The organism is Alkaliphilus transvaalensis ATCC 700919 (assembly GCF_000621485.1).
GTDB lineage: Bacteria > Bacillota > Clostridia > Peptostreptococcales > Natronincolaceae > Alkaliphilus > Alkaliphilus transvaalensis.
This window is the reverse complement of sequence record NZ_JHYF01000009.1, coordinates 76,182-101,979: the sequence shown is the minus strand read 5'-3', so window position 1 is coordinate 101,979 and position 25,798 is coordinate 76,182. Positions and strand designations below refer to the sequence as shown.

Below are 25,798 nucleotides of genomic sequence, written 5' to 3'. Positions count from 1 at the left end.
TATTGCTGATCTTGCTTGCAACATTATTCGATATACCCTTTCTAATAAAAAGGCAAAATAAATCAGTTATCTTCAGTTATATCATAATATTGTTTCTGGGTATATGCATTACTTATATTATTATGCAGGATCTTCCTGTAGCTTCGCCAGCGGTCTATATAGAAAAAGCGATAAATCTTGTTTTTAAGAGGTGATGATTTATGGGAAAGCAGATACAAATATCCTCCTATCAATTTACTGTTCTTCTGATAGGATTTATTTTAGGTAGTACAGTTATTATTGTACCTGGGAGTCAGGCAGGACAAGCTGCTTGGCTCGCTTATATACTAGGGTGGCTTGGAGGCTTTCTTTTGTTTTTCTTATATCTTACTCTATATCAGAGACATCCTGGTAAAACCCTGGTGGAAATTAATCAAATTTTGTTGGGGAAATGGGTGGGTAATCTTCTTTCCATTGCTTACATATGGTATTTTATCCACCTTGGAAGCCTAGTATTGAGGAACTTTGGTGAGTATGTTGTAACCGTCAGTTTACCAGAGACTCCTCTTTGGTTTATGATAATATTGTCAGTTTTGGCTGTTGCCTACTCTGTAAAGAGCGGCTTAGAGGTAACCAGTCGTACAGCAGAGCTAATTGTTCCTTTTACCTTTATTTTTAATTTAGGGGTTTCTATGATACTAATACCCTATATGGAATTTAAAAACCTGTTGCCCCTCTTACCGAATGGTATCACTCCAGTATTGAATGCCTCTCTTTCTGTTATTACCTTTCCTTTTGGAGAAACCGTAGTTTTTTTTATGATTTTTCCCTATGTTAATAAAGGAAAGGATATAAAAAGAAGCTTTATTACAGGATTTATTTTGGCAGGAGCTCTACTTTTGGTGGCAATTTTTAGGGATATTATGGTTTTAGGAGAGACGGGAATCGAAAGAAAAATTTTTCCTCCCCATCTTGCTACAAAAAGAATTCCGGGGCTTAACCTAGATCCTATTATCGGGGTGATATTTTATGTAACCGGAGGAACGAAAATTTGTGTATGCTATCTTGCAGCTGTTATGGGTATTGCCCAATTGACTAAGTCGAAGGACCATAGGGTATTCGTTTATCCCATGGGTGTGTTAATAGTTGGTTTAAGTATATGGGTTTATACCAATATCGCTGAAATGCTTCGATGGGCAATTGAGGTATGGCCTCTTTATTCTATTCCTTTTCAGATAATTATACCTGTAATGCTCCTTATTATTAGCTTTTTAAAGGGCAATAAAACTCGCTCCCTATAAAGTTAAGGTAGCTTTCCACCACAGGAGCTTTTATCGTATCACAATTCATATGTTTAAAAACTTCTGCCATTGTTACCTTTCCTGTGTGATTTAGTCCAAAGGAAACACCCCCTAGCGATATATGGGGGTGTCTATAAAGTGGCACAACCTCATAGCCATCTTTTACTTGTGTACTTAATACCAATCGAACCTAATGGAGCAGTAATTAATATAGATAATACTGCAATAGCTAAGATAACATCGCCAGAAGCAACCCCCATTGATAAAGGCACAGCTCCGATTGCAGCTTGAACAGTTGCCTTTGGAACATAAGAAATGACACAAAAGAATTTTTCTTTTCGATTAAGGTTTGTTCCAGCAACAGATAGTAACACACCAACACTTCTTGCCATCAGTCCAACAGCAATTATAAGCAATCCTATTAGTCCAGAATCAATAGCTACATAGATATTTACTTCAGCACCAACCAGTACAAATAATAGCAATTGAGCAAATACCCAAATCTTGTTAAACTTACTACTTACTCTATTGGCTACCTCTGGATACTTTTCTAAAAGGATAAACCCTATCGTCATAACTCCCAGTAGACTTGCAATTGGAATAATTCCCTCAAGAAATGCCTCCAAACTATAGAACATGATTGCAACTCCTAAAATAATTAGTACCTTTTTTGTATCTCGGATAGAATATTTTTTAAAGAGAAATACCATTAAAAGCCCCAATAATGCACCTAGTAGGATACCAAGGGCTATGGAAAGGGGAATATTAAAGAGTTGTTTAAATAAGTTGATGTTACTTCCGCCATATAGACCTAAAAAAGTGGTAAATAAAGTAATGGCAAAAACATCATCTACTGAAGCACCTGCTAAAATTAAGGTTGGGATTCCTTTTTCTTCTCCTACCCTCCGATTTATCAAGTCCAGCATTTGGGGTACAATAACAGCTGGAGAAACAGCTGCAATAATGAAGCCAAGAATGCCAGCTTCTACAAAAGAAACTCTTAGAAGATACCTAGCAATGATCATAATTGTTAGTCCTTCAAAGATTCCTGGAATACAGCTCATTTTAATAGCTGGAACACCAACTTTATTTAGCGTGGCCTTATTTAGACCTAAACCCGCCCTAAGTAAAATAATAATTAAAGCTATCTTCCTTAGATCGGCTGATATTACTAAAATTTCTTGACTAATGTAATTTAACCCATAGGGACCCATCATAATTCCTAAAATCAGCATCCCTAATAGACCAGGTAGTTTAAGTTTTTCAAAAATCCAACTAAAAATAAGACCTAAAACAATAATTGTTGCAAGACTTAAAGCCATATAAAATCCTCCTATCTTTTATAGTAATAGTGTCACCTTTTAAGCAAAAACAAAAACTCCTACCTAAATTTATTATTTAAGTAGGAGTCATTAATTGCATAAGCAATGGTTAGGGTGAACTCCATCACCGCTAAATATTAAATTAAAATCTACATATAAATAGTACCATAGATTACCAAAATCTTCAAGGGTAATTACAAGGATAATTAGATTATTAATAATAAAAATATTTACCGTGCATAATAAACTATAGAGGTAGACCTTCTATAATGTTCCAATGGGGTGAGATATGCTTAATGATATAAATAAGTTCAAAACCAAATATACAAAGTGTCTTCAAAAGATATCGAAGTAGTACATAAAGTTGAAGATTACAATAAAATAAACCTCCAAAAGGAGAAGTAGCCCAAAACACAGGTTAATCCTCGCCTCAGGAGGTTTTATGTCTTTATAAGGTGTACTATTTTTCCATTGCCTTCTTAGCAAATTCGGTATTTACGATCTTATCATAAGGAACTCGATTATTAAGTTCACCAGCTTCGGTCATAACGTCCTGTAATCGATTTAAACCTTCTTCTGTCATCATTAGATCTGGCGCCCACGCACCAATAGATCTGTAACGATCTACAACAGAGATTAAAATATCTAAATCAGCATCAGCGAAATGGGGTTGTAAAGATTTAGCAACTTCTTCACTTGAATGCTCTTCTACCCACAACATGGCTTTATAAATTGCATTGGTAAAGCTTTGAATTACAGCAGGATTTTTTTCTATATAGCTTTTTCTAGCACTATATACTGTATAAGGAATGTATCCACTTTCTTCTCCGACTGATGCAACGACATAACCCTTTCCTTCTTTTTCAATCATGGAGGCTGTAGGCTCAAATAACGTTGTATAATCACCCTCACCACCGGCAAAGGCCCCCGCCATGACACCAAACTGAATGTCAGTTCTAACATTAATATCTTCACCTGGAATCAAACCATTATTTTTTAGAACATACTCAAGAACCATATTAGGCATACCGCCTCTACGACCACCTAAAATCTCCATACCCCTCATATCTTCAAGGGTAAAGTTTGGCATTGGTTCACGTGCAACAATAAAAGAACCATCCCTTTGGGTTAATTGAGCAAAATTAACTGCGTAATCTTCCATTCCTTGGTTATATACATAAATAGAAGCTTCTGGTCCCATAAAACCAATTTCCACTTGGTCACTTAAAAGAGCAGCCATAACCTTATCAGCTCCTTGGCCATCAATTAAGGATACGTCTAAGCCTTCTTCTTCAAAGAATCCTTCAGAAAGGGCAATATATTGAGGTGCATAGAATACCGAATGGGTTACCTCCATTACTCTAACTCGAGTCAGACCTTTATCAGACCTGCAACCTGTCAAGAATAAAGATGTAAGTAGAACTAGTACAAATAGTAAAGATAATACTTTTCTTACTTTCATTGCAATCCCTCCAACGATTAAAATAATTAACATATAATCCATTATATTCTTGTAAATTTTAAGTGTTACTGTTGACAATGAATAGTAATATAAAAATAGGCATACAATGAAAATATAGGAAAAGCATGTGGAGGGGATTTAATGGCTTGGAATATAAAAATTTCTCATGGTAAGAATCGATATGGCTACATAAGAGGTGAGATAGATAGTTTCAGTTGGTATGCCCTAGTTCATAAAGAAGAAGTAGATTATGGTATCAATCCGTATGACCTAGAAGAAGGGAAGGGCAGAATTTCTAGATTGTGTATTTATAAAGACATTCCAATGTCGGCCTACACAAAGCGTTTAATCTATGCCAATTACAGAAGAAAGTGGGAAGTTTTTAATAGTAGCTACGAAGCTATGATCAAAGAATTGGTAGAGTATCTAGATAGAATTTATTCAATAAAGCTTGTAAAATAAAATTGTTGAAAAATTCGACAAAAATCTGGGCTGTTTTATTACTGGAAAAAATGGTATTATATAGGTAAGGTATTATTATTAAGCTTCCATACTTCGACAAATTTAATCTCTAAGAATTTCTGGAAGTAGCAAACAAAAGAAAATAATTTTGGGGAATGAAAAGAGGGAGTCTATGAACCTACCAAATATTTTAACAGCCAGTAGATTTTTATTAATACCCTTTTTTGTTTCGGTATTTTTTTCAGATTCGCCCAATAACATTATCTTAGCAATTGTAATTTTCGTAGTGGCGGGCATTACCGATATGTTAGATGGGTATCTAGCACGTAAGCATGGATTAATTACAAAGTGGGGGCAGGCTATGGACCCGCTAGCAGATAAGCTGATGCTCCTAACAGTTTTAGTTTGTTTCACTATCAAAAGAATCTTGCCTCCATGGGTTATTATTATCGTAGCATTAAAGGAAACCTTGATGGTAATCGGTGGTCTACTTTTATATACAAGAAAAGATAAGACGGTATTACCTGCAAATAAATTAGGTAAATTAGCAACCGTCATTTTTTACATCGCCATCATTTGGAAAGCCTTCGAACCAGTATATGGAGGGTTTTTAGTAATTGTTGCAGTAGCAGTTACAGCAATTGCTTTTATTAAGTACGTAAACCTGGGTTTAAAAATAGTCAATAAAAAAGACGAATATGAAAAAGAATGTGAAAGAGAATATGAAAAAATATCTTGACAAATTCATTAAAACCTATATAATAGTTTTAAATTAACTGTGTAAAATTATTTTAAAAACATATAATAAAACAAATTAATATTAGATCAGCAATGATAAAGAGGAGTAAATAATACTGCCCTAAAGAGAGAAGAATCCACCGGCTGAAAGGTTCTTCGGTGTAAAGGTTATTGAAGGTAGCTTTGGAGCTTCTGTATTGAACAACAGTAGATACAGACGGGGGACCGTTAATCCGTTAGAGAGTCTGTTTTCTAAATGAAAATAGAAATTAAGGTGGTACCGCGAAAATACCCTTCGTCCTTATTTGGATGAAGGTTTTTTATTTTTTTGTATTGTTACTGATTAATGGGAAAAATAGTTGTATGATAAAGGGTGCATTAAGGAGGGGAATAGTTGTTTTATCTAGGTCTCATCTTATTAATTGTTGGAGCAATAATTGGATATGGAAATAATAAACCCTCAATTAAAGGTGGCGGTTTGATTGCTGTTGTGATTGGGGTTGTAATCCTATTCTATAGCGACTTCCCTAGGGAATTAGAAGGGATTAGGTTTATAAAATTTGATTTTAGAAGACTTTTTAAATTTTAGGAGGGATACATATGACGAAGACATTACCAAAAAATTATAATCCGTTAGAGTTTGAAGACAAAATTTATCAAGAATGGGAAGACAATAATTACTTTAAAGCTGAAGTGAATCCAGATAAAAAACCCTATAGCATTGTATTACCACCACCAAACATTACAGGACAGCTTCACATGGGCCATGCATTAGACCATACCCTACAGGATGTTCTAATACGTTGGAAAAGAATGCAAGGTTATGAAGCCCTATGGCAACCAGGAACAGACCATGCCAGTATAGCCACAGAAGTAAAGGTTGTAGAAAAAATCAGAGAAGAAGAGGGCTTATCAAAACTTGACGTAGGTAGAGAAGGTTTCTTAGATAGAGCATGGAAGTGGAAGGACGAATATGGTGGTAGAATTGTAGAGCAAATGAAGAAATTAGGTGACTCTTGCGATTGGTCTAGAGAACGTTTTACAATGGATGAAACCTTAAGTAAAGCCGTAACGGAAGTGTTTATCAACCTATATGAAAAAGGTCTAATCTATAGAGGGAACCGAATCATTAACTGGTGTCCAGAATGTAAAACATCAATTTCCGATGCAGAGGTAGAGCATGAAGAAAAGGCAGGACACTTCTGGCATATCAAATATCCTGTAAAGGATAGTGATGAATTTGTTGAAATTGCCACAACTCGTCCCGAAACAATGCTAGGAGACACAGCTGTTGCAGTAAATCCAGATGATGAGAGATATAAGCATTTAATCGGGAAAACTCTAATATTGCCATTAATGAATAGAGAGATACCTGTAATTGCAGATGATTATGTAGAACCTGAATTTGGTACAGGGGCAGTTAAAATTACCCCATCCCATGACCCTAACGATTTCGAGGTAGGATTAAGACACGAACTTCCTCAAATTGTGGTAATGAAGGATGATGCCACCATTAACGAAAAGGGTGGAAAATATGAAGGCTTAAGTAGATATGATGCTAGAAAACAAATCATAAAAGACTTAGAAGAATTAGGTCTATTAGTTAAAATTAAAGAACATAACCATAATGTAGGCCAATGCTACCGATGTAATACTGTAGTAGAGCCGATGACTTCCCTACAATGGTTTGTTAAGATGGAGCCATTGGCTAAGCCAGCCATAGATGCTGTAAGGGATGGTAGAATAAAGTTTGTACCTGAGCGTTATGCTAAAACCTATCTACATTGGTTAGACAATATAAAAGATTGGTGTATTTCACGACAATTATGGTGGGGACATAGGATTCCGGCCTACTACTGTCAAGACTGTGGTGAAGTGATTGTATCAAAAACTGCACCAGAAGCTTGTGGGAAGTGTAATGGAAGTTCTATGAAGCAAGACGAAGATGTTCTAGACACATGGTTTAGTTCAGCTTTATGGCCCTTCTCAACCTTAGGATGGCCAGAACAAACAAAAGAAGTAGATTATTTCTACCCAACAGACGTTTTAGTAACGGGTTATGATATTATCTTCTTCTGGGTAGTTAGAATGGCTTTTTCAGGCTTAGAGTTTATGAAGGAAGTGCCTTTTAAACATGTGTTTATCCATGGTATCGTAAGGGATGCTGAAGGAAGAAAAATGAGTAAGTCTTTAGGTAACGGAATTGATCCTTTAGAAATTATTAGTCAATACGGTGCAGATGCCCTTAGATTTACTTTATTAACTGGTAATTCTCCAGGAAATGACATGCGTTTCCATATTGAAAAGTTAGAGTCTAGCAGAAATTTTGCGAATAAATTATGGAATGCAACAAGATTTGTTTTAATGAATCTAGATGAAGGAGAACAACCAAAGTTAGAAGAAGTAAAAGCAGATTTTAGTATGGCAGATCATTGGATTATGAATAAGTTGAACTATCTAATTAAAGATATTAACGATAATATGGGTAAGTTTGAACTTGGATTAGCAGCAGGAAAACTTTATGACTTTATTTGGAGCGAATATTGCGACTGGTATATAGAACTAGTTAAGCCAAGACTTTATGGAGAAGATGTTGCTAAGAGAAAATCTGCCCAATATACGTTAACCTTTGTTTTAGAAAATATACTAAAATTACTTCATCCATTTATGCCTTTCATTACAGAAGAAATTTGGGGCAGTATCCCAACAACAAAAGAAAGCCATATTATTGTAGCTCAATGGCCACAACATGATGAAACCTATTACCAAGAAGAAGCAGAAGAAAAAATGATTATGATTATGAGTGCTATAAAAAATATCAGAAACATTCGGGCAGAGATGAATGTTGTACCTTCAAGAAAAGCAAAACTTCAAGTAGTTGCAACAAATGACCTTGTAATTGATACAATTAATGAAGGTAGCCAATATTTTACCACATTAGCAGGAGTTTCTGAAATTCAAATTTTATCGGATAAGGATGAAATCCCATCGGATGCAGTATCAATTGTAGTAGAAGGAGCAGAACTATTTATTCCCCTTGATGATCTATTAGATTTCGAAAAGGAAATAGAGCGTTTAGAAAAGGAAAAGAAGAAATTAGAAGGAGAAATTAAAAGGGTTGATGGGAAGCTATCTAACCAAGGATTCTTATCGAAAGCTCCAGAAAGTTTAATAGAAGAAGAAAAGCAAAAGAAAATTAAGTTTGAACAAATGTTAAAAACTGTTTTAGAAAGATTAATTTCAATACAAAATAGAGGATAAATAATAAAAGGTAGTTGGGGGAACTCAACTACCTTTTTGTACCCCAAAACTGCATGATATGATAAAATGAAAGAAGCAAATGAAATCATATATTAATAGAATGGAGTGGAAAAATGAATTATCAAGAGGCATTAGACTTTATTCACGGTACATATAAATTTGGTGCAAAATTAGGGTTAGAGAATATTAAATATCTTCTTAAACTTTTAGGTAATCCCCATGAAAACATAAATATTATCCATATAGCAGGAACAAATGGAAAAGGTTCTACATCCTCTATGACCCATAGCATTTTAAAGGCAGCTGGCTATAAAGTAGGTTTATATACTTCGCCATACTTAGAAACCTTTACTGAAAGAATACAAATTAATGGAGAGAATATACCAGAAGAGCGTTTGGCAGAAATTACTTCATTGGTAAAAGAAAAAATACAACAAATGGTTGAAGAAGGAAGGAATCATCCTACTGAGTTCGAAGTAGTGACAGCTATTGGTTTTTACTATTTTGCCCAAGAAGAGGTAGATTTCCTTGTATTAGAGGTGGGCTTAGGTGGTAGATTAGATGCTACCAATGTAGTTGAAAATCCTCTTGTTTCAGTCATTACACCTGTTGGTTATGATCATATGCAGTTTTTAGGAGATACCCTTGAAAAAATAGCAGCTGAAAAAGGTGGTATCATTAAAGAAAATAGCCATGTAATTGTTTATCCTCAGGCCGACGAGGCAACTCAAGTTTTAAAGGATATTTGCCATGAAAAAAATAGTGAAATGTTAATGGTAGACTTTAATAAGTTAGAAATACATTCTAGTACAATAGAAGAGCAAACCTATACTGTCGATATATTTGGAAAAACCTATAATCATTTAGAAATTCATATGGCAGGAATTCATCAAATTTACAATAGTACCTCTGCATTGGCAGTGGTAGAAACTTTAAAGCATGAATATAATGTTGAGATTAGTGATGAAGCTGTCTTTAAAGGACTAAAAGAAGCAAGATGGCCAGGTAGACTGGAAATCATAAAAAGAGACCCCTTAACAATAATTGATGGGGCCCATAACATTCATGGGGCTGAAGCTTTAAAGAAGAGTATTCAATCATTACTACAAGATTATTCCATCACATTAGTAATCGGAATGTTGGCAGATAAAGATGTGGAAGGTTATTTAGATTTAATTATTCCCCATGTGCATCGAGTAGTGATCACAGAACCAGATAATCCTAGGGCTATGGAGGCAGAAGTGCTGGCTGAGAAGCTAAAAAAATATAATAAAGCCCTTTATATTGGAAAAACAATTCCTGAAGCAACAAAAATAGCATTAGAAATTACAGATCAACAAGAAGCTATTTTATGTGCAGGCTCCTTATATATGATCGGAGAAGCTAGAAAATATGTTAGACAACTAAATAAATAGACGAGAAATGTATACAACCTCCCTAACTTAAATATACTTGTAAAGAGTAGGTTAGGGAGGTGTTTTTATGCAGCTAATTCAATTTAGGTTATATAAAAAATGGCAAAATGAAAAACTAATAGCGGAAATTATAAAGGTAAGTAGAGCTTTAAATGAAACTAAAAGTAGTGATGAGACTCAAATTAATTATTTAAACCAGTTGTTTAGAGAGGCTAAAGCAAGGGATCTTTCTCTAAATTTAAAAGAAATGTTTAATCGAATGGTTTTCTCAATCGATCCTATAGATTATGAGGAATGAATTAAATCTCTAGTCGGTTATCACACATCCATAAAGTCATCATAAAATAGATATATAGATTTGTAATTTGATAGCTTATTATGATGTGAATATTGATAACGGGGTGAGGGAATGAATTATCTATCACAGGGAAATTTAATAATTTCTAATTTTTCTGATGATTCCATTTCCATTGTTGATGTCACGATGGGGAGGGAAGTAAAACGAATTTCTTTAAATAAAATTGGGCGATTTATTCCTAACCATCAAATGGGCCCCCATCATATCGCTTTAGACTCAAATTTGAAGTTTTTATATATTACGAATTCTTATAATAACAGTCTAAGTAAGATGGATTTAATAAAAGAAGAGGTTATCGATACCATTTTAGTAGGAAGTTGCCCAAGTCAAGTAGTGCTTTGTAGAAAATATAATGCTATTTATGTGGCAAACTCTGATTCAAACAGCATTACTGTGGTTGATTTAAATCATTTTTCTACGTTATTACAAATTCCTACAGATGAAATGCCCCATGGTATGGTTATGTCTAAGGATCAAGAGAGGATTTTTGTGGCTAATCGGGATGCAAAAACGATTACTGAAATATCAACTCAATCAAATGAAAAAAAAGAATCCCACAGGGTAAAACATCACCCGTGGCATTTAAAATTAAGCAGAGATGGAAAATTGCTATTTGTAGTTAATTATAACTATCATTACGATAAAAAAGGAATAATAGAGATATACAATATTGAAAATATGAAGCTTATTAGAGAAGTATCTCTGGGCAGAATGCTTGTTGAAGTAGTTAGTGACTTTAGAAATGAAACCTTATATATAACTGATTCTGATCTAAATCAGTTATATGTTTATTGTTTAAAAAATGATAGATTATTGAGAACTGTCAAAGTAAGTGAAATGCCCCATGGTATTGAAATAGATCATCGTAAAAAGTTAATTTATGTAAGTAGTGTGCAAGAGAACAAGATTAATGTGATTAGCTGTAAAAAAAATAGTCTAATAAAAACAATTCCAGTGGGTAAAGAACCCACCAGTATAGTTATAATATAATCTAGCCCTTTATTTTAGACTGAATTAATCAATCAATTAATCTTTTTTTGGAGTCTCAATTAGTGAATTTATGATAGTACCATAAATGTGTTGAGTATTGTTTCTCCAATTCTCACAAATTAACTTAGCCTGCTGACTAGTAGCAACATTTAAACTAAGGCTAACGATAGGGATTTCATTCTCAACTACCTTTAGGTTAACTACGAATTCACCATCCTTAACCTTAATGTAATCGGCTATTACCTCAGACTTTTTAATTAGGTCTTCCTTTGCCGTTTTTAATAATGTATTTATTTTATCTAATTGTTTTTGTGGTATTCTTTTAATAAAATAATTAAGTGTATCTTTTCCCTTATCTGTTATATTAAAAATTTGCTCGTTCTCCTTCACTTCCTCTGAAATAAAACCTGAATCCTTTAATTCAGCAAGAAATTGTTGGAAAATAAAATAATTCAACAATTCGTTTTCAAGAATAAAGTCCGTCATTTGAGAATGGGTGACAGGAGCTTCTAATTGTTGAAATATATATAGTAATAGCAATTTTTTTTCAGCTAATTGTTGGGAAGAATTCACAAACATTTCTCCACCTTCTTTCAAAATCTCATATATTATATATTAATCCATTTTAGTCATTTTTAAAAGAGGGATATAGATAATAAATAAAAAATAATTAATTTACCTGAGAATTAATACATTATTATCATGACACAAAGATAAAACACTATACAAAAAACTAAAAAAAGAAGATACTGAATCATATCAGCATCTTCTTTTTTTAAAGCTTTTTAATTATGAGTTGCCATTACTCATATTTTTTTCTGCGTACTCAACCATTCTTTTAACCATATATCCACCAACATATCCGTTTTGACGAGATGTTAAGTTCCCCTTATCTTCATGTTGATAATTAGACATACCTAACTCGTTGGCGATCTCATATTTCATTTGATCAAGAGCTTGACGAGCTTCTGGAACAACTATACGATTTCCTCTTCGTGCCATATCATTCCGCCTCCTTCAAGGTTTATCAAATTTTATGGTGAGTAAATACAACTTATGTTGTATTAATAATAATTTCTCCAGATTAGGCTTGTTATATGCTAGAAGTTATTTCAACCCATTATAAATTATGGAATATAAATAACAAAATAGATGGTCTAAATCTTTTATTTTGTAACAGTAGACTTTTAAATGCCCTCTAATATTCTTATCGCTAACTTTTATTTTAATTTTAGGATTAGTAAAAAATACATTTAATCCATAGGGATAGAAGCTAGAGTTAGAGTCTGATATAATATGATAGAGGTGAAACCAATGAAAAAACAAGAGGAACTAAAAAAAATCCTATTAGATTTAGGCGTAACAAAAGTTGGATTTTGCAAATTAGACGATCTGTTACCAGAGAAATTTCAGCATCTAAAAAGTGGTATTTCTATTGTTATTCGTTTATCTGACCAAATTATTAGTGATATTGATATTAAAGATGGCCCAACCCATACCTATTTCCATCATTATCGAACTGTAAACTTTTTTATAGATCAAGTAACCCTAAGAATCACAACCCTATTACAACAATGGGGTTACCTAGCTATGGCTATACCTGCTTCCCAATCCATTAATGAAGAAGGATGGGATTTTAAAGGTTTATTTCCCCATAGAACAGCTGCTACTAGGGCTGGAATCGGCTGGATAGGAAAAAACTGCTGTCTTGTAACAGAAGAATTTGGCCCTAGATTAAGGTTAGGGACAATTTTAACTAATATGGAATTAGAATATGATCAACCGATAGAAGCGTCCCAGTGTGGAGAATGTAATGCTTGTGTAAAGGCTTGTCCTGCAATAGCTTTAAAGGGTGCTATTTGGACACCTGGTATGGATAGAAAAGAGATCTTTGATCCTAGAGCTTGTAGTAACCACATGCATCAACAATATCAAAAAATAGGTAGAGGTTCTGTTTGTGGCATCTGTTTGAAGGTGTGTCCAAAGGGGAATAACGTGTTAAGACGATAATTAATAAAAACATCATTATATTTATTAAAAAAAGACATAGGGTAAAGCTACCCTATGTTAACCTATGACCTATCGGAGTTTTGACATCTTTTCTAAAACCATGTTGGTGCTTACTCTGTAATTGAGCCTGCTGAGATTTAGATTCCCTATGAAAGTGTCGCTCTTCGTACTTATAGGTTCTAGCTGCTTCTTCAACACGATGACCTTGGATGTTTGTCCACGAACTTTTGCGGATTGACATAAAAATCACCTCTTTCATGGGATTGACAATAACTTGTCTTAAATAGTTTTAGCAGTATAAAGGAAAACATAACATGAAATATAAGGGTTTCATTTTTCATCACAATTTTATAGGATCAAAAAAACTCAAATATAATTGGGGTTAAATTCCAGAAATAAGTTGACAGTTTTAGCAGAATAATACTATAATAAGATTGTATTATTAAAATTGAAATAAAGGGAGTTTGTTTTATGTTAGAGGTCGTTCTTAACAAGTAATTTAATAGTAGAAAGAAAAGAGTTTTCCACCACCTAATGTATTTTAGGTAGGTTTATTAAGGTTGTCAAGAAACTTCTTTTCCTTCTAGTAAATTGTTAAGAACATAGGCCAAAACATACGTTAAATATGCCGTGTTTATCACGGCTTTTTTACGTTTAGAATATGGTAAAATATTACACTTCGTATATTTGATAGTGTTTTTTTCCTATTCTAACTCCTCAAACAGAGTGCTTTTAGTATTCATTGGGTCGTAGATGAAGGTTCAGTTCATTTACGGCCTTTTTGTGTTCAATTTTAAACAATATTAATTAATAGTGGAGGTATAAAAAGTGAATAAAACAGCAATTGAACTATTAGAGTTTGACAAAATTAAAGAAATGCTTTCGGAATTGGTTATATCAAGTAAGGGAAGGGCAATGGTAGAAAAATTACATCCTATTGAGGATATCACCCTAATTAGGACATGGTTAAAAGAAACAAGGGAAGGGAGGATCCTATTAGGAGGAAGAGGATCTGTACCCCTTCATAGTCTAATGGGTGTAGATAAAGGGATAGAAAAATTATTGAAAGGCATTGTGTTAAGACCAGAAGAATTTACTGCCTTAGTAGATTTTTTAAATAATTGTCAGCGTATGAAAAAATATATGGCTAATATAGAAATGATGGCACCTATAATTAGTAGTTATAGCAGGTCTATTAATCTTTTAGATGATTTAATTGAAGAAATAGAAAGATGTATTAGAAATAATCAAGTGGTTGATAAAGCTTCACCTGCCTTATCAAAAATTAGAAAAAGAATCAATATTGTTGAAGAACGGCTTAAAAATAAAATAGAGAATCTTTTAAAGTCCCTTGGAAGTCAAGCTTATCTTCAAGATAACCATGTGTCTACCAGACAAGGAAGATATGTCCTGCCGGTTAAAAAAGAATATCTTAGAAATTTACAGGGAGAAGTACTGGATCGCTCTAATAGTGGTTCTACAGTCTTTATAGAACCAGAAGAAGTTAAAAAGCTTCAAAACGAGCTTAATCTGCTGAAGAATGAGGAAGAGGCTGAAGCGTATAAAATATTAGCTTTCCTGACAGGCTTAGCTGAAGGGTATATTAGAGAAATAAATATCAATATAGAGATTATGGTAAACTATGACTTTATCTTTGCAAAAGCTAAATTAAGTAGACAAATGGAAGGGAATGGAGTAACACTAAATGAAAATCAATATATAAACATCAAAGGAGGAAAACATCCATTAATTGGAGCTGGAGCTGTACCATTGGATTTTATAATTGGCAAAGGGTATCGTGGGTTAGTCATTACAGGACCTAATACAGGTGGAAAAACGGTAGCCTTAAAGACGGTGGGACTATTGACCATGATGGTGCAATCGGGATTAGAAGTACCTGTAGAAGAGGGAAGCGAATTTGCAATATTTAAAGATATTTTAGTAGACATAGGTGATGGACAGAGCATAGAACAGTCTTTAAGTACCTTTTCATCCCATCTTAAGAACTTAATATATATATTGCAAGAAGTTTCTCCTAGAACCCTAGTAATTGTAGATGAATTGGGAGCAGGAACAGACCCAGGGGAAGGAATGGGTTTAGCAACAGCAATTTTAGAAGAATTCTATTATAAAGGAGCTACAATTTTAGCAACGACCCACTACAGTGAAATAAAGACCTTTGCCAGTGATCATGAAGGATTTATCAATGGATGTATGGAGTTTGATATTAATACCTTAAAGCCACAATATCAGTTAAAAATAGGTAAAGCAGGGGAAAGTAATGGATTTCTTATTGCCCTTAGGCTAGGCATGAACAAAGAGGTAATTGCAAGGGCCCATCAAATTACCTATAAAGAAAAGGGAAATTACGAAGAACTAGTTCAAAAACTTCAAGAAGCTACAGAAATAAAAATTGAAAATAAGGTAAATAAGGGAATCAATCAAAGGGAAGACGAAAATAGAAAAAATGAGAATAGGGTCAATCATAGCCCTAAGGTTAATAAGGAAAAGAAAAAGGAGATCTCAAATAAGTTTAAAATAGGAGACTGTGTGTATATTAGTAATCTGGATAGAACCGGAATCGTCTGCGAACTTCCTAATCAAAAGGGTGAGGTAGGGGTAATGGTGATGAAGAAAAAGCTAAAGATTAACCACAAAAGACTCACCCTTCATATTGATAAAGAAGAACTCTATCCAGAGAACTATGATTTTGATATTATCTTTGAATCAAAAGAAAACCGTAAGAAAAAGCATCTGCTAGATCGCAAGATGGTAAAGGGGGTGCAGATTGATTTATAATCTACCCATCTCTTTTTCATCTTCTTACAATTAAAGTTGATAGTTTTACCAAATAAGTGCTAAAGGGTAAAAGGAGTAGCGTAGCTACAATGTTAAAAATGCTGTGGGCATGGGCAATTTGTCTTGCTGGGTTTACTGGAGCTAATAGGAGGGCTGCTTGTGTTAGATATCTTAAAAATGGATAGAGTAACAGAACCCCAAAGAAATTAAATAATAAATGAATAACGGCTGCCCGTCTTCCAGTAATACTTAGGTTTACGCTGGCAATGAGGGTAGTAATGCAGGTTCCAACATTTTGGCCTAATAGAATTGGGACAGCAGCAAAAACTGAGAGGGTATTATTAATAGCTAAGGTTTGTAATATAGCAATACCTGTGCCACTACTTTGTATAATAGCAGTAGTGGCAAAACCCATTAAAATTCCAAGAAAGGGTTTGTGTCCTAATTCAGCCAGTATTTCCTGAAATCTAATGAAGTTTTGAAGAGGAGCTAACCCTTTTCCTAGAAAGTCAATGCCTATGAAGATAAGACTTAAACCCACCATGGCTTCTCCCATTAGTCGCATTTTTCGTTTTCCATCTAACATAGATAGGAGGACACCAACAATCAAAAGGAGTGGTGCATATTTCCCCACTTGAAAGGCGATTAATTGAGCAGTAATGGTTGTACCGATGTTGGCACCCATAATCATGGGGGCAGCTTGAGGAAGGGTAAGTAGGCCTGCCTCCACCAATCCTACTAATAGAACAGTAGTGCCACTACTAGATTGAATTAACATTGTGATAAAAGTACCTATTAATATCCCCATTAAGGGATGAATTGTGGTATTTTGCATTTTACTCTTAAACCTACCTGTTGCTAGGTTTTTTAAGCCAGTTGTTAGAAATTTCATCCCTAATAAGAAAAGACCAAGACCACAGGCCATACCAGATAATATTGTAAGCAAAGTAAACACCTCCTGCTTATATATACGAAGACTAGAGCTGAAATAAAACAAATAAATGTAAACAGTGAATAGATTTACTTGACTTAAAGGATTTAGGCATATTTCCCCTTCTCATGAATAAACTTTTAATAGAATATTATGAGGACAGGGGGAGAAGGATGAGGGTTTTGATTATACAAAGAAAACGCTTTGTAATAGGTTTGGTAGTACTGTTGCTAATTGCTGGATTTATAGTTTATTTTGCAGGAATTAGAGGTGAAGCTATAGGGGTATTTTCGACCCAAAGAAGACTTCCCATCTATAGTGTAGAAACACAAGAAAAGAAAATTGCCATAAGTTTTGATGCGGCGTGGGGAGATGAATTTACCGATGATATTCTAGACACCCTTGATAAATATAATGTAAAAACTACCTTTTTCTTAGTAGGATTTTGGGTAGACAAATATCCAGATTGGGTAAAGCAATTTCACGAACGGGGCCATGAAGTAGGAAACCATTCCACTACCCATCCCCATATGTCGAAGTTATCAAAAGATGAAATTCAGAGGGAATTACAGACCACTGGTGACAAAATTAAGGAAATCACAGGCATACAGCCAACTGTTTTTAGACCTCCCTTTGGAGACTATAATAATCTGTTAATAGAGACAGCAGAAGAGTTAGGTTACTATACTATTCAATGGGATGTAGATTCTCTTGATTGGAAAGAAATGGGGGTTAAACCCGTAGTTGACCGAGTAACTAGAAATGTAAAACCAGGATCAATTGTTCTATTTCATAATAATGCAAAGTATGTAGCTGAGTTTCTTCCGCCAATTTTGGAAAGACTTAAAGAAATGGGATACGAAATAGTACCAATTTCAGACTTAATCATGAAGGATAATTACACAATCGATCCATCAGGTAGACAAAAAAGCAAATAAAAAAACAAATAAAAAGCAAATAATAAAAATTGATCCCTTAATAATAGGGATCTTTTTTGTGATAATTTCAATATAATATGCTAAATCAATATAAGTTAGGTGTATTTTAACTACATTTAATTGAGGAAATTCTATAGAGTATCCCAAGTAAGTGTTTATTTTAGATTAAGATTAGATCAAGGCTAATAGATTAAGATTAATAGAGTTTTCCATTAAATTTTACCTTATGAATAGTTTTCGCCATCATAATCCACAATATTATTAACAACTTAGGTGTTAAAGGGAGTAAGAGGAGATGATGGCATGAAGATAGAAGGAATAGAAATTGCGGGAGTGACTAGTGATTCCAGAAGAGTCAAAAATGGCTATGCTTTTGTTGCCATAAAAGGTCAAGAAGTTGATGGAAATAATTTTGTAAAAGATGTCATTAAAAATGGGGCTGTCGTTATTTTTACTGAAGAAAACCTAGAGCTAGAAGAAGTTAAAGTGATACAAGTAGAAGATGCAAGAAAGAAATTAGCAGAACTCTGTAATGAATTTTATCAATATCCCTCTGAAAAGTTAAAGATTGTTGGTGTAACAGGAACAAATGGAAAAACCACTACTAGTAATTTAATTTATGAGGTATTAAGAGAAAATGGGATTTCAGCAGGATTAATAGGTACCCTTAATATTAAGGTAAATGATAAAGTATATGAAACCAATTTAACCACACCTATTGCAGAAGACATCTATCGCTATTTAGCCCTAATGGTAGAAGAGAAGGTAGAAGTGGTAGTGATGGAGGTTTCTTCCCATGGTCTTAAATCCCAACGAGTCCATAAAATTAAGTTCGATATAGCTATTCATACCAATATAGAAAAGGATCATTTAAACTATCACAAGACCTTTGAAGATTATCTACAATCTAAAAAAAAATTATTTAGTGAACTAGATAGTGGGAAGATGGCCATCATTAATTTTGATGACATGAGTAGTCTAAGACTGTTAGAAGGAAATCAGCATATCACTGTAATTACATATGGACTCAATAAGCGATGCACGATTACAGCTTCTTCAATTGATTTTGACAAGAATATTACTTTTACCTATTGTATGCAGAGGGGAGCTACAACCCTATCAGGTGTTGAGATAGACCCCTTTGAGTTTCCTATTCAATTAAATTTGTTAGGAGACCATAATGTATATAATTCTTTAGCTGCCATCACCTGTTGCCTTTTACTAGACGTACCCATTACCGGTATTGCCAAGACGCTAAAAAAGTTCAAAAGTCTAAGTAGAAGAATGGAAATTATCTATCAGGGAGATTTTACTGTAATAGATGATTTTTGCCATAATCCAGCTAGTTATCAAGCTGTACTAGAAAGTGTTCAAAGAATGCAATATCGAAATTTATATATTGTTAATGGGATAAGGGGCAATAGGGGAATAGAGGTAAATAGAGATAATGCAGAGGTCTTAAAGCAATGGGCTGAAATATTAAGAGTTAAAGAACTTTATATTACAGCATGTAAAGATTATGCCAGTCGAAATGATACAGTCACAGAGGCAGAAAGAGATATATATTTAGACATTTTTAAAAATAGTGAAATATCATATCAATTTGAAGAGAGATTAACAGAAGCCTTAACAAAGATGATTAAACAGTTAAAATATAATGACTTAGTATTATTATTGGGCTCTCAGGTTATGGATAAAGGGAAAAAGCTATTTTTACAAATGATTCGAGAAACCCTTGGCTTGAATATAGATGGATTTAGTGAAGTACAAACGGAGAAGCATGTACATTAAAAAGATAGAATATATTTTTGAATTTGAAACATATTCTAGTCCCTTCGAGAATAAATATGTTTATAGATTACAACATCTTGTAACATAAGAGTAGAAGGGAGTGTACAGGTTAATGACAGGAAATATAATTGATAGCAATATGGTAACTTTAGTAGGGAAAGTAGCAGGTGAAAAGGAATTTAGTCATGAGATGTACGGAGAGGGGTTTTACAACTATAAAATAGAGATTCCTCGATTAAGTGATGTATCAGATCAATTACCAATGACCATTTCAGAAAGGCTACTATTTGATTCAAAACTAAATACAGGTGATACAGTTAAGGTAGAAGGTCAGTTAAGATCCTATAATAAATTTACAGACGGTAATAATCGTTTAGTGCTAACTGTATTTGCTAGGGATTTAGAGGTTTTACCTTCAGAAGAAGAAATAAAGAATCCTAATCAAATTTATTTGGAAGGATATATATGTAAGCCTCCAGTATACAGAGAAACCCCTTTTGGTAGAGAGATTACTGATCTACTTATTGCTGTTAATCGGCCCTACAACAAATCAGACTATATTCCCTGTATTGCATGGGGCAGAAATGCTAGGTTTTCTGCAAAACTTCAAGTCGGAGATCATGTTCGTAGTTGGGGACGGATTCAAAGCAGAAACTATCAAAAGAAGTTACCAGATGGTACTGTATTAAATAAAGTGGCCTATGAGGTCTCTATATCTAAAATGGAAAAAATTGATGATACTAAAGAAGTAGAAACTGAATAAAGGAATATTAATACTATCTTAAATATAGCGTTTAAAGTTATTAATAGAAGAAAGCACATCTTTCCTGAGTTGTTTAATATAACAATAGGAAGAATGTGCTTTATATCTTAATAAGATAGATTTAAAAAGTAGAAGTACAAGAATATGGCTATAGTAGTCTTGGCCAGTAATATCTATATTTTTTTTACATATAAAAATGAGGTTCTTTAGAAAAGTCCTTTAGATAGGTTTCTTCTCCCTTTAAAAAGTATTATAATAACCATAAGAATAACCATAAGGGAGGAATTAATATGTCTCAATTAATAGTACCGATCATTATTCTATTTGTCATTCTAGTTTCAATACAATATTCACTTAACAAAGTTATTGTCCTACTTAAAGAAATTAAAGAAATCTTAAAAAATGATAGAGATAAAAATAACCTAAGGGGCTAATTTAAGCTCCTTAGGTTATTTAAACTAAAGAAAGTTTTTTAAAAGATTATAATGTTTCGAGATTATAATCTTTCTGCCAACATAGTAGCAATTCTTTCTAATAATTGTTGATCTAATTCATCAAAGGCTGCAATTTCATCACTGTCGATATCGATTTCTCCTAAAACAACACCATCTTTTAAGATAGGTACAACTATTTCTGATGCAGTTTCAAAACTACATGCTAAATAATTTGATTCTTTAGATACATCGTCTACGATAAAAGTTTCTTTTGTGGCTGCAGCTTGACCACATATACCTTGACCAAATTGAATTTTAATATGATCAGTAGGTTTACCTATGTAATGACCTAACACTAGTTCGCCATTTTCAACCATATAAAACCCAGTCCAATTATAGTAAGGGATATTTGTATCCAATAATTCTACGATACCTTTATAAATCTTTTCTAAGTCCTTCTCGTTAGAAATAAGTTCTCTAGCTTGAGCTTCTATTTTTTCAAACAGCTCAATCTTTTCCGTTAATTCCATTTCCATTATTAAAATCCTCCTTTGCTAAAATAGCATAAGATAGTTTATACATTTAAAACCATTGTAACAGATATTTACTATTATTTAAAGATAAGAGAATATAATAGATATAAATAGTTTGCAGAAACTCCAGCTGCAATACCACCAATTGTATGGCTTAATATAGCTTTATTAGCTAATTGCCTAACCTTTAATGCATCCATCATACCAACATGGGTACTTAAGTAACCACTCCAACACATGCCCATAGCAGTAAAGACGGCAATGTCACCAGGGCCAACTAGGTTACTATCTAAAAAGCTTCTAACAAGGCCCATAGCAGCACCAACAGCACCTAAAGAGGTAATTGGAAAAGCAAGGGCTTCAACATTTTTAAAACCAAACAGAGGTCTAAGAATAGGAAAAATGTATCTACCAAGACGAGGTAATAAAGCGACCCCTTCATAAGCAGCCCCTTCATAAACCGCAACCCCGTTTTCCATTCCACTTGGTCCAAAGGTTAGAATCATAACAATTGTACAGATAAATAATACACCAGGGATAATTGCAAGTCCCATTTCAACACCATTTTTACCCCCTTCTAAGATGGCATCAAGGGCCCTTTCAAAGGTATTACCTGGTCTAATTTCTCTGCTATTGAAGAAATCATCAACATTACTATCATTATTAACTTGTTGAGGTTGTTGGATCTCGTAATATTTTTTTGTGTGACGAGTCATTAATCTCACACTTACAATACTACCGATAATAGCACCAACATTTCCGATTAGGGCAGGAACGATAAACTCTTTCCCAAGGCTCATCATATAGGTGGTTAAAATCAATCCCATACCAAAGGCAGTACCAAGATTACATAGGGCTGGTACTTGGTAATTTTTAAAGTATTTGATAAAACCTTTATCCTTTGCCAAGGATATAATTGCAGGATTATCAGATAAATATGTGGTAATGGCTCCGATTGAAGCAGCACCAGGCATTCCGTATAGAGGCTTTACTATAGGAGAAATTATTTTATTAATGAGGGCTACTACACCAAACTCCGATAGTAGGGCTGCCAATGCACCGGCTAAAACAGCAACAGATAAGATAAAAAATACTGTGTTTAAAAGTAGGTCATGGGCTGTGTTCATAATAACATTAAACATTGTACCAATACCCATGGTATAACCAAGATAAGAAAAAGAACCACCTACAATAAAAATAAAAGCATAAGTTTCTTTTGATACAGCACTTTTTGTTTTTGGAGAAGACGTTGAAATCACAGGGGTTGTTTCAACTTCTATTGCTTTCATTCCTACACCTCCTATTATCAATTCTCTACTATTTTACTACTAGAAAATACTTTATTCAATAACATTTCATAAAGAATACAAAAATGTAAAAAATACCAGTAATACAGCAATGTATTTATCATAAAAATATTGCTAAAGGAAGTTTGACAAGGGGTATGAATTCAATTAGAATAGAATAAAATCGTTATGGAGGGAAGACCAATGGATATAGAAAAAAAGGTGTGGGAAGTCCTTCTTTCTGAAAAGGAAATAGAAGGAAGAATCAATGAATTAGGTCAGCAAATTTCAGCTGATTATCAAGAAAAGAAACTATTAGTTGTTTCTTTATTAAAAGGGAGCTTTGTTTTTACAGCCGACTTAGTAAGGAAAATATCAATTCCTGTTAAAATAGAATTTATGACCACTTCAAGCTACGGACATGGACAAGAAAGTAGTGGACAGATTAATATCATAAGTGATGTAAAGGGAGACCTTACAGGATACGATGTACTAGTTGTAGATGATATAACAGATTCAGGTTTAACGATGAAATATGTTATGGAGCATTTAAAATCTAAAAAACCTAACAGTGTAAAATGCTGTGTATTATTAGACAAACCTGAGCGAAGACAGATTGAGATTGTTCCAGACTACTTAGGTTTTACAATACCAGACAAGTTTGTTGTCGGTTATGGTCTTAATTATGGAGATTATTATCGTAACATACCATATGTATTTGTTGTTACAGATCAAGATAGATAAAAAAAACCCAGCAAACTGGTTTAGATGCCCAGTAGCTGGGTTTTGTTGTTAGTTCCTTAAGTCTTCTAGCGTTTTAACTTTTTCTTCCGTCTTAGCATCCTTCATTTTAATTAATTTAGCAGGCATACCTGCCACTACACCATTAGCAGGAACATCTTTAGTGACAATGGAGCCTGCTGCCACAACTGCGCCCTTACCAATCCTTACTCCTTCAAGAACCACTGCATTAGCCCCTATAAAAACATCATCTTCAAGGATTACTGGAGTACAGCTAGGAGGTTCGAGAACACCTGCAATGACAGCGCCTGCTCCAACATGAACATTCTTGCCAATTATCCCTCGTGCTCCCACCACGCAGTTCATATCAATCATGCTGCCATCACCAATTTCAGCACCTACATTAATCACTGCTCCCATCATGATGACAGCATTTTTACCTATCGTTACATTTTCCCTAATAATAGAGCCAGGTTCAATTCTTGCTTCTAAGGTTAAGGTATTTAACAGGGGAATGGCAGAATTTCTGCGGTCATATTCGAGATGATATTGAAGTATATTATGTTTCTGATCTGTTAGTATTTTAGTAATAACACAGAATTCTCCAACTAGAATCCAAAACTCCCCACCACCAAAAATTTTGACACTTTCATGAGGGTTAAGTAGCAGCTTACCTTGGATATAGGCTTTTACAGGGGTAGATTTTTTCGACTCTTTAATTGATTTAGCCAGTGCATAAGGACAATTGCCCATCAAACATCATTCCTTTCCTACAGACTTATGTAGATATAGCACCCATTCTTTTTTTATTAAACAATAAAGCTAACTATGATATTTCTAAATGTTATAGGCTCTTCTCGAAGGATGAAAATCTCCGTCATAACATCATATGATGATTTATCTTAAATGAATCCTAAAAAATGGATATTAAATAATTAAATTGATTATATTAATCAGATTAGGGACTTTGCTTTTGGGCTATAGAAAAGAATATTTACTGGATATATCCATTTTTTATTGTTACAATAGTTATATTGTAGAATTTAGAAAAATGGGTATATTCTAAAAGAGAAGGAAGTTAAATTGAAGGGATGGATGAAAAGTGAATATATCATCAAAAATAGAAGCTATACAAGATAGTTTAAAAACAGTAAGGAGAGACCTTCACCAAATTCCAGAGGTGGGTTTTGAAGAGTTTAAAACTTCGGAGTATATAACCACCTACTTAGATGGGTTAGGGATTCAATACGAGAAAAATATATTAGGAACAGGAGTAATAGCCCATATACAAGGTTCTGAAGGAAAAAAGACATTAGGGTTTCGTGCAGATATGGATGCATTAAGTGTGGAAGAGAAAAATGATATTGATTTTAAATCCCTTCATGGAGGATGTATGCATGCTTGTGGTCATGATGGACATATGACAATTTTATTAGGTTTGGCTAAATATCTAAGTGAACATAGAGACGAATTAAAGGATAATGTTGTATTATTATTTCAACCAGCTGAAGAAGGTCCAGGTGGTGCTTTACCTATGGTTGAAGAAGGTTACTTAAAAAAATATAAGATAGATGAAATTTATGGACTACATTTATTTCCCGATATTGAAGAAGGAAAGTTTGGGGTTAGACCAGGTCCGATGATGTCACAAACAGGTGAATTTGATATCCATATTAAAGGCTTAAGTGGTCATGGAGCAATGCCCCATAAAGGAATAGATAGCATTGTAATAGCATCAGAGATGATTATAGGTATGCAGTCAATTGTAAGTAGAAATATTAATCCTATTCAACCTGCTGTCATGACCATTGGAAGGGTTGTTGCAGGTGAAAGAAGAAATGTTATTGCTAAAGAAGCGATTTTAGAGGGAACAATACGGAGTTTCCATCAAGAGGTTTACGACACCATTAAGGCTAGAATGGTGGACTTTGCCAGTGGTTTAGAAAAAATGTACCATTGCCAAATCGAAGTTGTTTTTAGAGATATGTATCCTGCTGTCGTTAATGATGACTTCTTAACCAACGAATTTATTAATAGCCAACATGAAGGAACAATACAGATGGTAGACCCCATCATGTTAGCTGAGGATTTTTCATATTTTCAGCAGGTTGTTCCAGGGGTATTCTTTTTCTTAGGTTGTCGTAATGAAGAAAAAAATTATTGCTATCCCCTTCATAATGATCAGTTTAATTTTGATGAAAAAGTTTTAGGTTATGGATTGCAGGCCTATATGAATATATTAAAACAACGGGGAAGTTTAGTCTAAAAAAAGTATAAGGATGTG

25 protein-coding genes, 1 riboswitch and 1 other annotated feature are annotated in these 25,798 nt (G+C 33.8%); of the genes, 16 read left to right on the top strand and 9 right to left on the bottom strand.

The genetic code is table 11. From position 1 onward, the window contains the following. The first annotated feature begins 200 nt into the window (after positions 1–200). Positions 201–1,280, top strand: a complete 1,080-nt coding sequence (locus tag T335_RS0108035) for a GerAB/ArcD/ProY family transporter (protein ID WP_026477087.1) — start codon at positions 201–203, stop codon at positions 1,278–1,280. Positions 1,281–1,429: 149 nt separating this feature from the next. On the opposite strand, the gene T335_RS0108030 is transcribed toward T335_RS0108035, so the two are convergent. Together T335_RS0108030 and T335_RS0108025 are read right to left on the bottom strand one after the other, a co-directional pair. Next, on the bottom strand, positions 1,430–2,602 hold the full coding sequence (locus T335_RS0108030) for a cation:proton antiporter (protein WP_026477086.1): 1,173 nt from the start codon (positions 2,600–2,602) through the stop codon (positions 1,430–1,432). Positions 2,603–2,676: 74 nt separating this feature from the next. Further along, positions 2,677–2,740: riboswitch (Fluoride riboswitch) on the bottom strand. Between the two features lie 322 nt (positions 2,741–3,062). Beyond that, complete coding sequence (locus T335_RS0108025) at positions 3,063–4,064, bottom strand: ABC transporter substrate-binding protein (protein ID WP_026477085.1); 1,002 nt, start codon at positions 4,062–4,064, stop codon at positions 3,063–3,065. 141 nt (positions 4,065–4,205) lie between these two features. On the opposite strand from T335_RS0108025, the gene T335_RS0108020 reads away from it, so the two are divergent. The 7 genes from T335_RS0108020 to T335_RS0107990 all read left to right on the top strand — a co-directional run bounded on the left by T335_RS0108020 (position 4,206) and on the right by T335_RS0107990 (position 11,288). Next, positions 4,206–4,526: a DUF7678 domain-containing protein gene (locus T335_RS0108020; protein ID WP_026477084.1), complete on the top strand. Its 321-nt coding sequence runs from the start codon at positions 4,206–4,208 to the stop codon at positions 4,524–4,526. Positions 4,527–4,698: 172 nt separating this feature from the next. Further along, positions 4,699–5,265 carry a CDP-diacylglycerol--glycerol-3-phosphate 3-phosphatidyltransferase gene (gene pgsA / locus T335_RS20175; RefSeq protein ID WP_051569200.1) on the top strand — a complete coding sequence of 189 codons (567 nt, stop codon included), beginning with the start codon at positions 4,699–4,701 and terminating at the stop codon, positions 5,263–5,265. 83 nt (positions 5,266–5,348) lie between these two features. Continuing rightward, positions 5,349–5,570, top strand: a binding site (T-box leader). 88 nt (positions 5,571–5,658) lie between these two features. Further along, a complete protein-coding gene (locus T335_RS0108010) occupies positions 5,659–5,853 on the top strand; it encodes a hypothetical protein (protein ID WP_026477083.1) in 195 nt (64 codons plus the stop codon). An 11-nt stretch (positions 5,854–5,864) separates the two neighbouring features. Then, positions 5,865–8,525 (top strand): valine--tRNA ligase, encoded by a 2,661-nt coding sequence (locus T335_RS0108005; RefSeq protein WP_026477082.1) that lies wholly within the window; start codon positions 5,865–5,867, stop codon positions 8,523–8,525. Between the two features lie 113 nt (positions 8,526–8,638). Further along, entirely contained in the window at positions 8,639–9,940 is a 1,302-nt protein-coding gene (locus T335_RS0108000; RefSeq protein ID WP_026477081.1) for a bifunctional folylpolyglutamate synthase/dihydrofolate synthase, read from the top strand. Positions 9,941–10,007: 67 nt separating this feature from the next. Continuing rightward, positions 10,008–10,238, top strand: a complete 231-nt coding sequence (locus T335_RS0107995; RefSeq protein WP_026477080.1) for a hypothetical protein — start codon at positions 10,008–10,010, stop codon at positions 10,236–10,238. A gap of 111 nt (positions 10,239–10,349) precedes the next feature. Next, positions 10,350–11,288, top strand: coding sequence for a YncE family protein (locus T335_RS0107990; protein WP_026477079.1), 939 nt, complete (start codon positions 10,350–10,352; stop codon positions 11,286–11,288). A 36-nt stretch (positions 11,289–11,324) separates the two neighbouring features. Here T335_RS0107990 and T335_RS0107985 read toward each other — a convergent pair whose 3' ends face one another. Next, the gene (locus T335_RS0107985; protein ID WP_026477078.1) at positions 11,325–11,867 is read right to left on the bottom strand and encodes a DUF4364 family protein; all 543 of its coding nucleotides are present in this window, start codon (positions 11,865–11,867) and stop codon (positions 11,325–11,327) included. 210 nt (positions 11,868–12,077) lie between these two features. Next, positions 12,078–12,290, bottom strand: coding sequence for an alpha/beta-type small acid-soluble spore protein (locus T335_RS0107980; protein ID WP_026477077.1), 213 nt, complete (start codon positions 12,288–12,290; stop codon positions 12,078–12,080). A 312-nt stretch (positions 12,291–12,602) separates the two neighbouring features. On the opposite strand from T335_RS0107980, the gene T335_RS0107975 reads away from it, so the two are divergent. Next, complete coding sequence (locus tag T335_RS0107975; RefSeq protein ID WP_026477076.1) at positions 12,603–13,298, top strand: 4Fe-4S double cluster binding domain-containing protein; 696 nt, start codon at positions 12,603–12,605, stop codon at positions 13,296–13,298. A 52-nt stretch (positions 13,299–13,350) separates the two neighbouring features. Here the strand turns inward: T335_RS0107975 and T335_RS0107970 are convergent, their stop codons facing one another. Next, a complete protein-coding gene (locus T335_RS0107970) occupies positions 13,351–13,539 on the bottom strand; it encodes a hypothetical protein (RefSeq protein WP_026477075.1) in 189 nt (62 codons plus the stop codon). Between the two features lie 587 nt (positions 13,540–14,126). Between T335_RS0107970 and T335_RS0107965 the strand changes: the two genes are divergently transcribed. Further along, positions 14,127–16,097: an endonuclease MutS2 gene (locus T335_RS0107965; protein ID WP_026477074.1), complete on the top strand. Its 1,971-nt coding sequence runs from the start codon at positions 14,127–14,129 to the stop codon at positions 16,095–16,097. A 16-nt stretch (positions 16,098–16,113) separates the two neighbouring features. Here T335_RS0107965 and T335_RS20170 read toward each other — a convergent pair whose 3' ends face one another. Continuing rightward, a complete protein-coding gene (locus T335_RS20170; protein WP_034328038.1) occupies positions 16,114–17,052 on the bottom strand; it encodes a Na/Pi symporter in 939 nt (312 codons plus the stop codon). 149 nt (positions 17,053–17,201) lie between these two features. On the opposite strand from T335_RS20170, the gene T335_RS0107955 reads away from it, so the two are divergent. The 4 genes from T335_RS0107955 to T335_RS22490 all read left to right on the top strand — a co-directional run bounded on the left by T335_RS0107955 (position 17,202) and on the right by T335_RS22490 (position 20,954). Continuing rightward, the gene (locus T335_RS0107955) at positions 17,202–17,966 is read left to right on the top strand and encodes a polysaccharide deacetylase family protein (RefSeq protein WP_026477073.1); all 765 of its coding nucleotides are present in this window, start codon (positions 17,202–17,204) and stop codon (positions 17,964–17,966) included. Positions 17,967–18,269: 303 nt separating this feature from the next. Next, a complete protein-coding gene (locus T335_RS20165; RefSeq protein WP_051569198.1) occupies positions 18,270–19,757 on the top strand; it encodes a Mur ligase family protein in 1,488 nt (495 codons plus the stop codon). Positions 19,758–19,869: 112 nt separating this feature from the next. After that, the gene (locus tag T335_RS0107945; protein WP_026477072.1) at positions 19,870–20,520 is read left to right on the top strand and encodes a single-stranded DNA-binding protein; all 651 of its coding nucleotides are present in this window, start codon (positions 19,870–19,872) and stop codon (positions 20,518–20,520) included. Positions 20,521–20,810: 290 nt separating this feature from the next. Further along, positions 20,811–20,954, top strand: a complete 144-nt coding sequence (locus T335_RS22490) for a hypothetical protein (RefSeq protein WP_169735933.1) — start codon at positions 20,811–20,813, stop codon at positions 20,952–20,954. A gap of 62 nt (positions 20,955–21,016) precedes the next feature. Here the strand turns inward: T335_RS22490 and T335_RS0107935 are convergent, their stop codons facing one another. Next, positions 21,017–21,490 carry a GAF domain-containing protein gene (locus T335_RS0107935; RefSeq protein WP_242837265.1) on the bottom strand — a complete coding sequence of 158 codons (474 nt, stop codon included), beginning with the start codon at positions 21,488–21,490 and terminating at the stop codon, positions 21,017–21,019. A gap of 74 nt (positions 21,491–21,564) precedes the next feature. After that, positions 21,565–22,776, bottom strand: coding sequence for a CD0519/CD1768 family membrane protein (locus T335_RS0107930; protein ID WP_330371203.1), 1,212 nt, complete (start codon positions 22,774–22,776; stop codon positions 21,565–21,567). Positions 22,777–22,977: 201 nt separating this feature from the next. On the opposite strand from T335_RS0107930, the gene hpt reads away from it, so the two are divergent. Beyond that, complete coding sequence (hpt, locus tag T335_RS0107925) at positions 22,978–23,517, top strand: hypoxanthine phosphoribosyltransferase (protein WP_026477069.1); 540 nt, start codon at positions 22,978–22,980, stop codon at positions 23,515–23,517. Between the two features lie 48 nt (positions 23,518–23,565). On the opposite strand, the gene dapD is transcribed toward hpt, so the two are convergent. Beyond that, a complete protein-coding gene (gene dapD / locus T335_RS0107920; protein WP_026477068.1) occupies positions 23,566–24,267 on the bottom strand; it encodes a 2,3,4,5-tetrahydropyridine-2,6-dicarboxylate N-acetyltransferase in 702 nt (233 codons plus the stop codon). A gap of 349 nt (positions 24,268–24,616) precedes the next feature. Between dapD and T335_RS0107915 the strand changes: the two genes are divergently transcribed. Beyond that, entirely contained in the window at positions 24,617–25,780 is a 1,164-nt protein-coding gene (locus T335_RS0107915; protein ID WP_026477067.1) for a M20 metallopeptidase family protein, read from the top strand. Positions 25,781–25,798 lie beyond the last annotated feature (18 nt).

Coding starts and splice junctions, on each gene's coding strand:
- T335_RS0108035 (WP_026477087.1), top strand. CDS start 201: ATGGGAAAGCAGATACAAATATCCTCCTATCAATTTACTGTTCTTCTG.
- T335_RS0108030 (WP_026477086.1), bottom strand. CDS start 2,602: ATGGCTTTAAGTCTTGCAACAATTATTGTTTTAGGTCTTATTTTTAGT.
- T335_RS0108025 (WP_026477085.1), bottom strand. CDS start 4,064: ATGAAAGTAAGAAAAGTATTATCTTTACTATTTGTACTAGTTCTACTT.
- T335_RS0108020 (WP_026477084.1), top strand. CDS start 4,206: ATGGCTTGGAATATAAAAATTTCTCATGGTAAGAATCGATATGGCTAC.
- pgsA (WP_051569200.1), top strand. CDS start 4,699: ATGAACCTACCAAATATTTTAACAGCCAGTAGATTTTTATTAATACCC.
- T335_RS0108005 (WP_026477082.1), top strand. CDS start 5,865: ATGACGAAGACATTACCAAAAAATTATAATCCGTTAGAGTTTGAAGAC.
- T335_RS0108000 (WP_026477081.1), top strand. CDS start 8,639: ATGAATTATCAAGAGGCATTAGACTTTATTCACGGTACATATAAATTT.
- T335_RS0107995 (WP_026477080.1), top strand. CDS start 10,008: ATGCAGCTAATTCAATTTAGGTTATATAAAAAATGGCAAAATGAAAAA.
- T335_RS0107990 (WP_026477079.1), top strand. CDS start 10,350: ATGAATTATCTATCACAGGGAAATTTAATAATTTCTAATTTTTCTGAT.
- T335_RS0107985 (WP_026477078.1), bottom strand. CDS start 11,867: ATGTTTGTGAATTCTTCCCAACAATTAGCTGAAAAAAAATTGCTATTA.
- T335_RS0107980 (WP_026477077.1), bottom strand. CDS start 12,290: ATGGCACGAAGAGGAAATCGTATAGTTGTTCCAGAAGCTCGTCAAGCT.
- T335_RS0107975 (WP_026477076.1), top strand. CDS start 12,603: ATGAAAAAACAAGAGGAACTAAAAAAAATCCTATTAGATTTAGGCGTA.
- T335_RS0107970 (WP_026477075.1), bottom strand. CDS start 13,539: ATGTCAATCCGCAAAAGTTCGTGGACAAACATCCAAGGTCATCGTGTT.
- T335_RS0107955 (WP_026477073.1), top strand. CDS start 17,202: ATGAGGGTTTTGATTATACAAAGAAAACGCTTTGTAATAGGTTTGGTA.
- T335_RS20165 (WP_051569198.1), top strand. CDS start 18,270: ATGAAGATAGAAGGAATAGAAATTGCGGGAGTGACTAGTGATTCCAGA.
- T335_RS0107945 (WP_026477072.1), top strand. CDS start 19,870: ATGACAGGAAATATAATTGATAGCAATATGGTAACTTTAGTAGGGAAA.
- T335_RS22490 (WP_169735933.1), top strand. CDS start 20,811: ATGTCTCAATTAATAGTACCGATCATTATTCTATTTGTCATTCTAGTT.
- T335_RS0107935 (WP_242837265.1), bottom strand. CDS start 21,490: ATGGAAATGGAATTAACGGAAAAGATTGAGCTGTTTGAAAAAATAGAA.
- T335_RS0107930 (WP_330371203.1), bottom strand. CDS start 22,776: ATGAAAGCAATAGAAGTTGAAACAACCCCTGTGATTTCAACGTCTTCT.
- hpt (WP_026477069.1), top strand. CDS start 22,978: ATGGATATAGAAAAAAAGGTGTGGGAAGTCCTTCTTTCTGAAAAGGAA.
- dapD (WP_026477068.1), bottom strand. CDS start 24,267: ATGGGCAATTGTCCTTATGCACTGGCTAAATCAATTAAAGAGTCGAAA.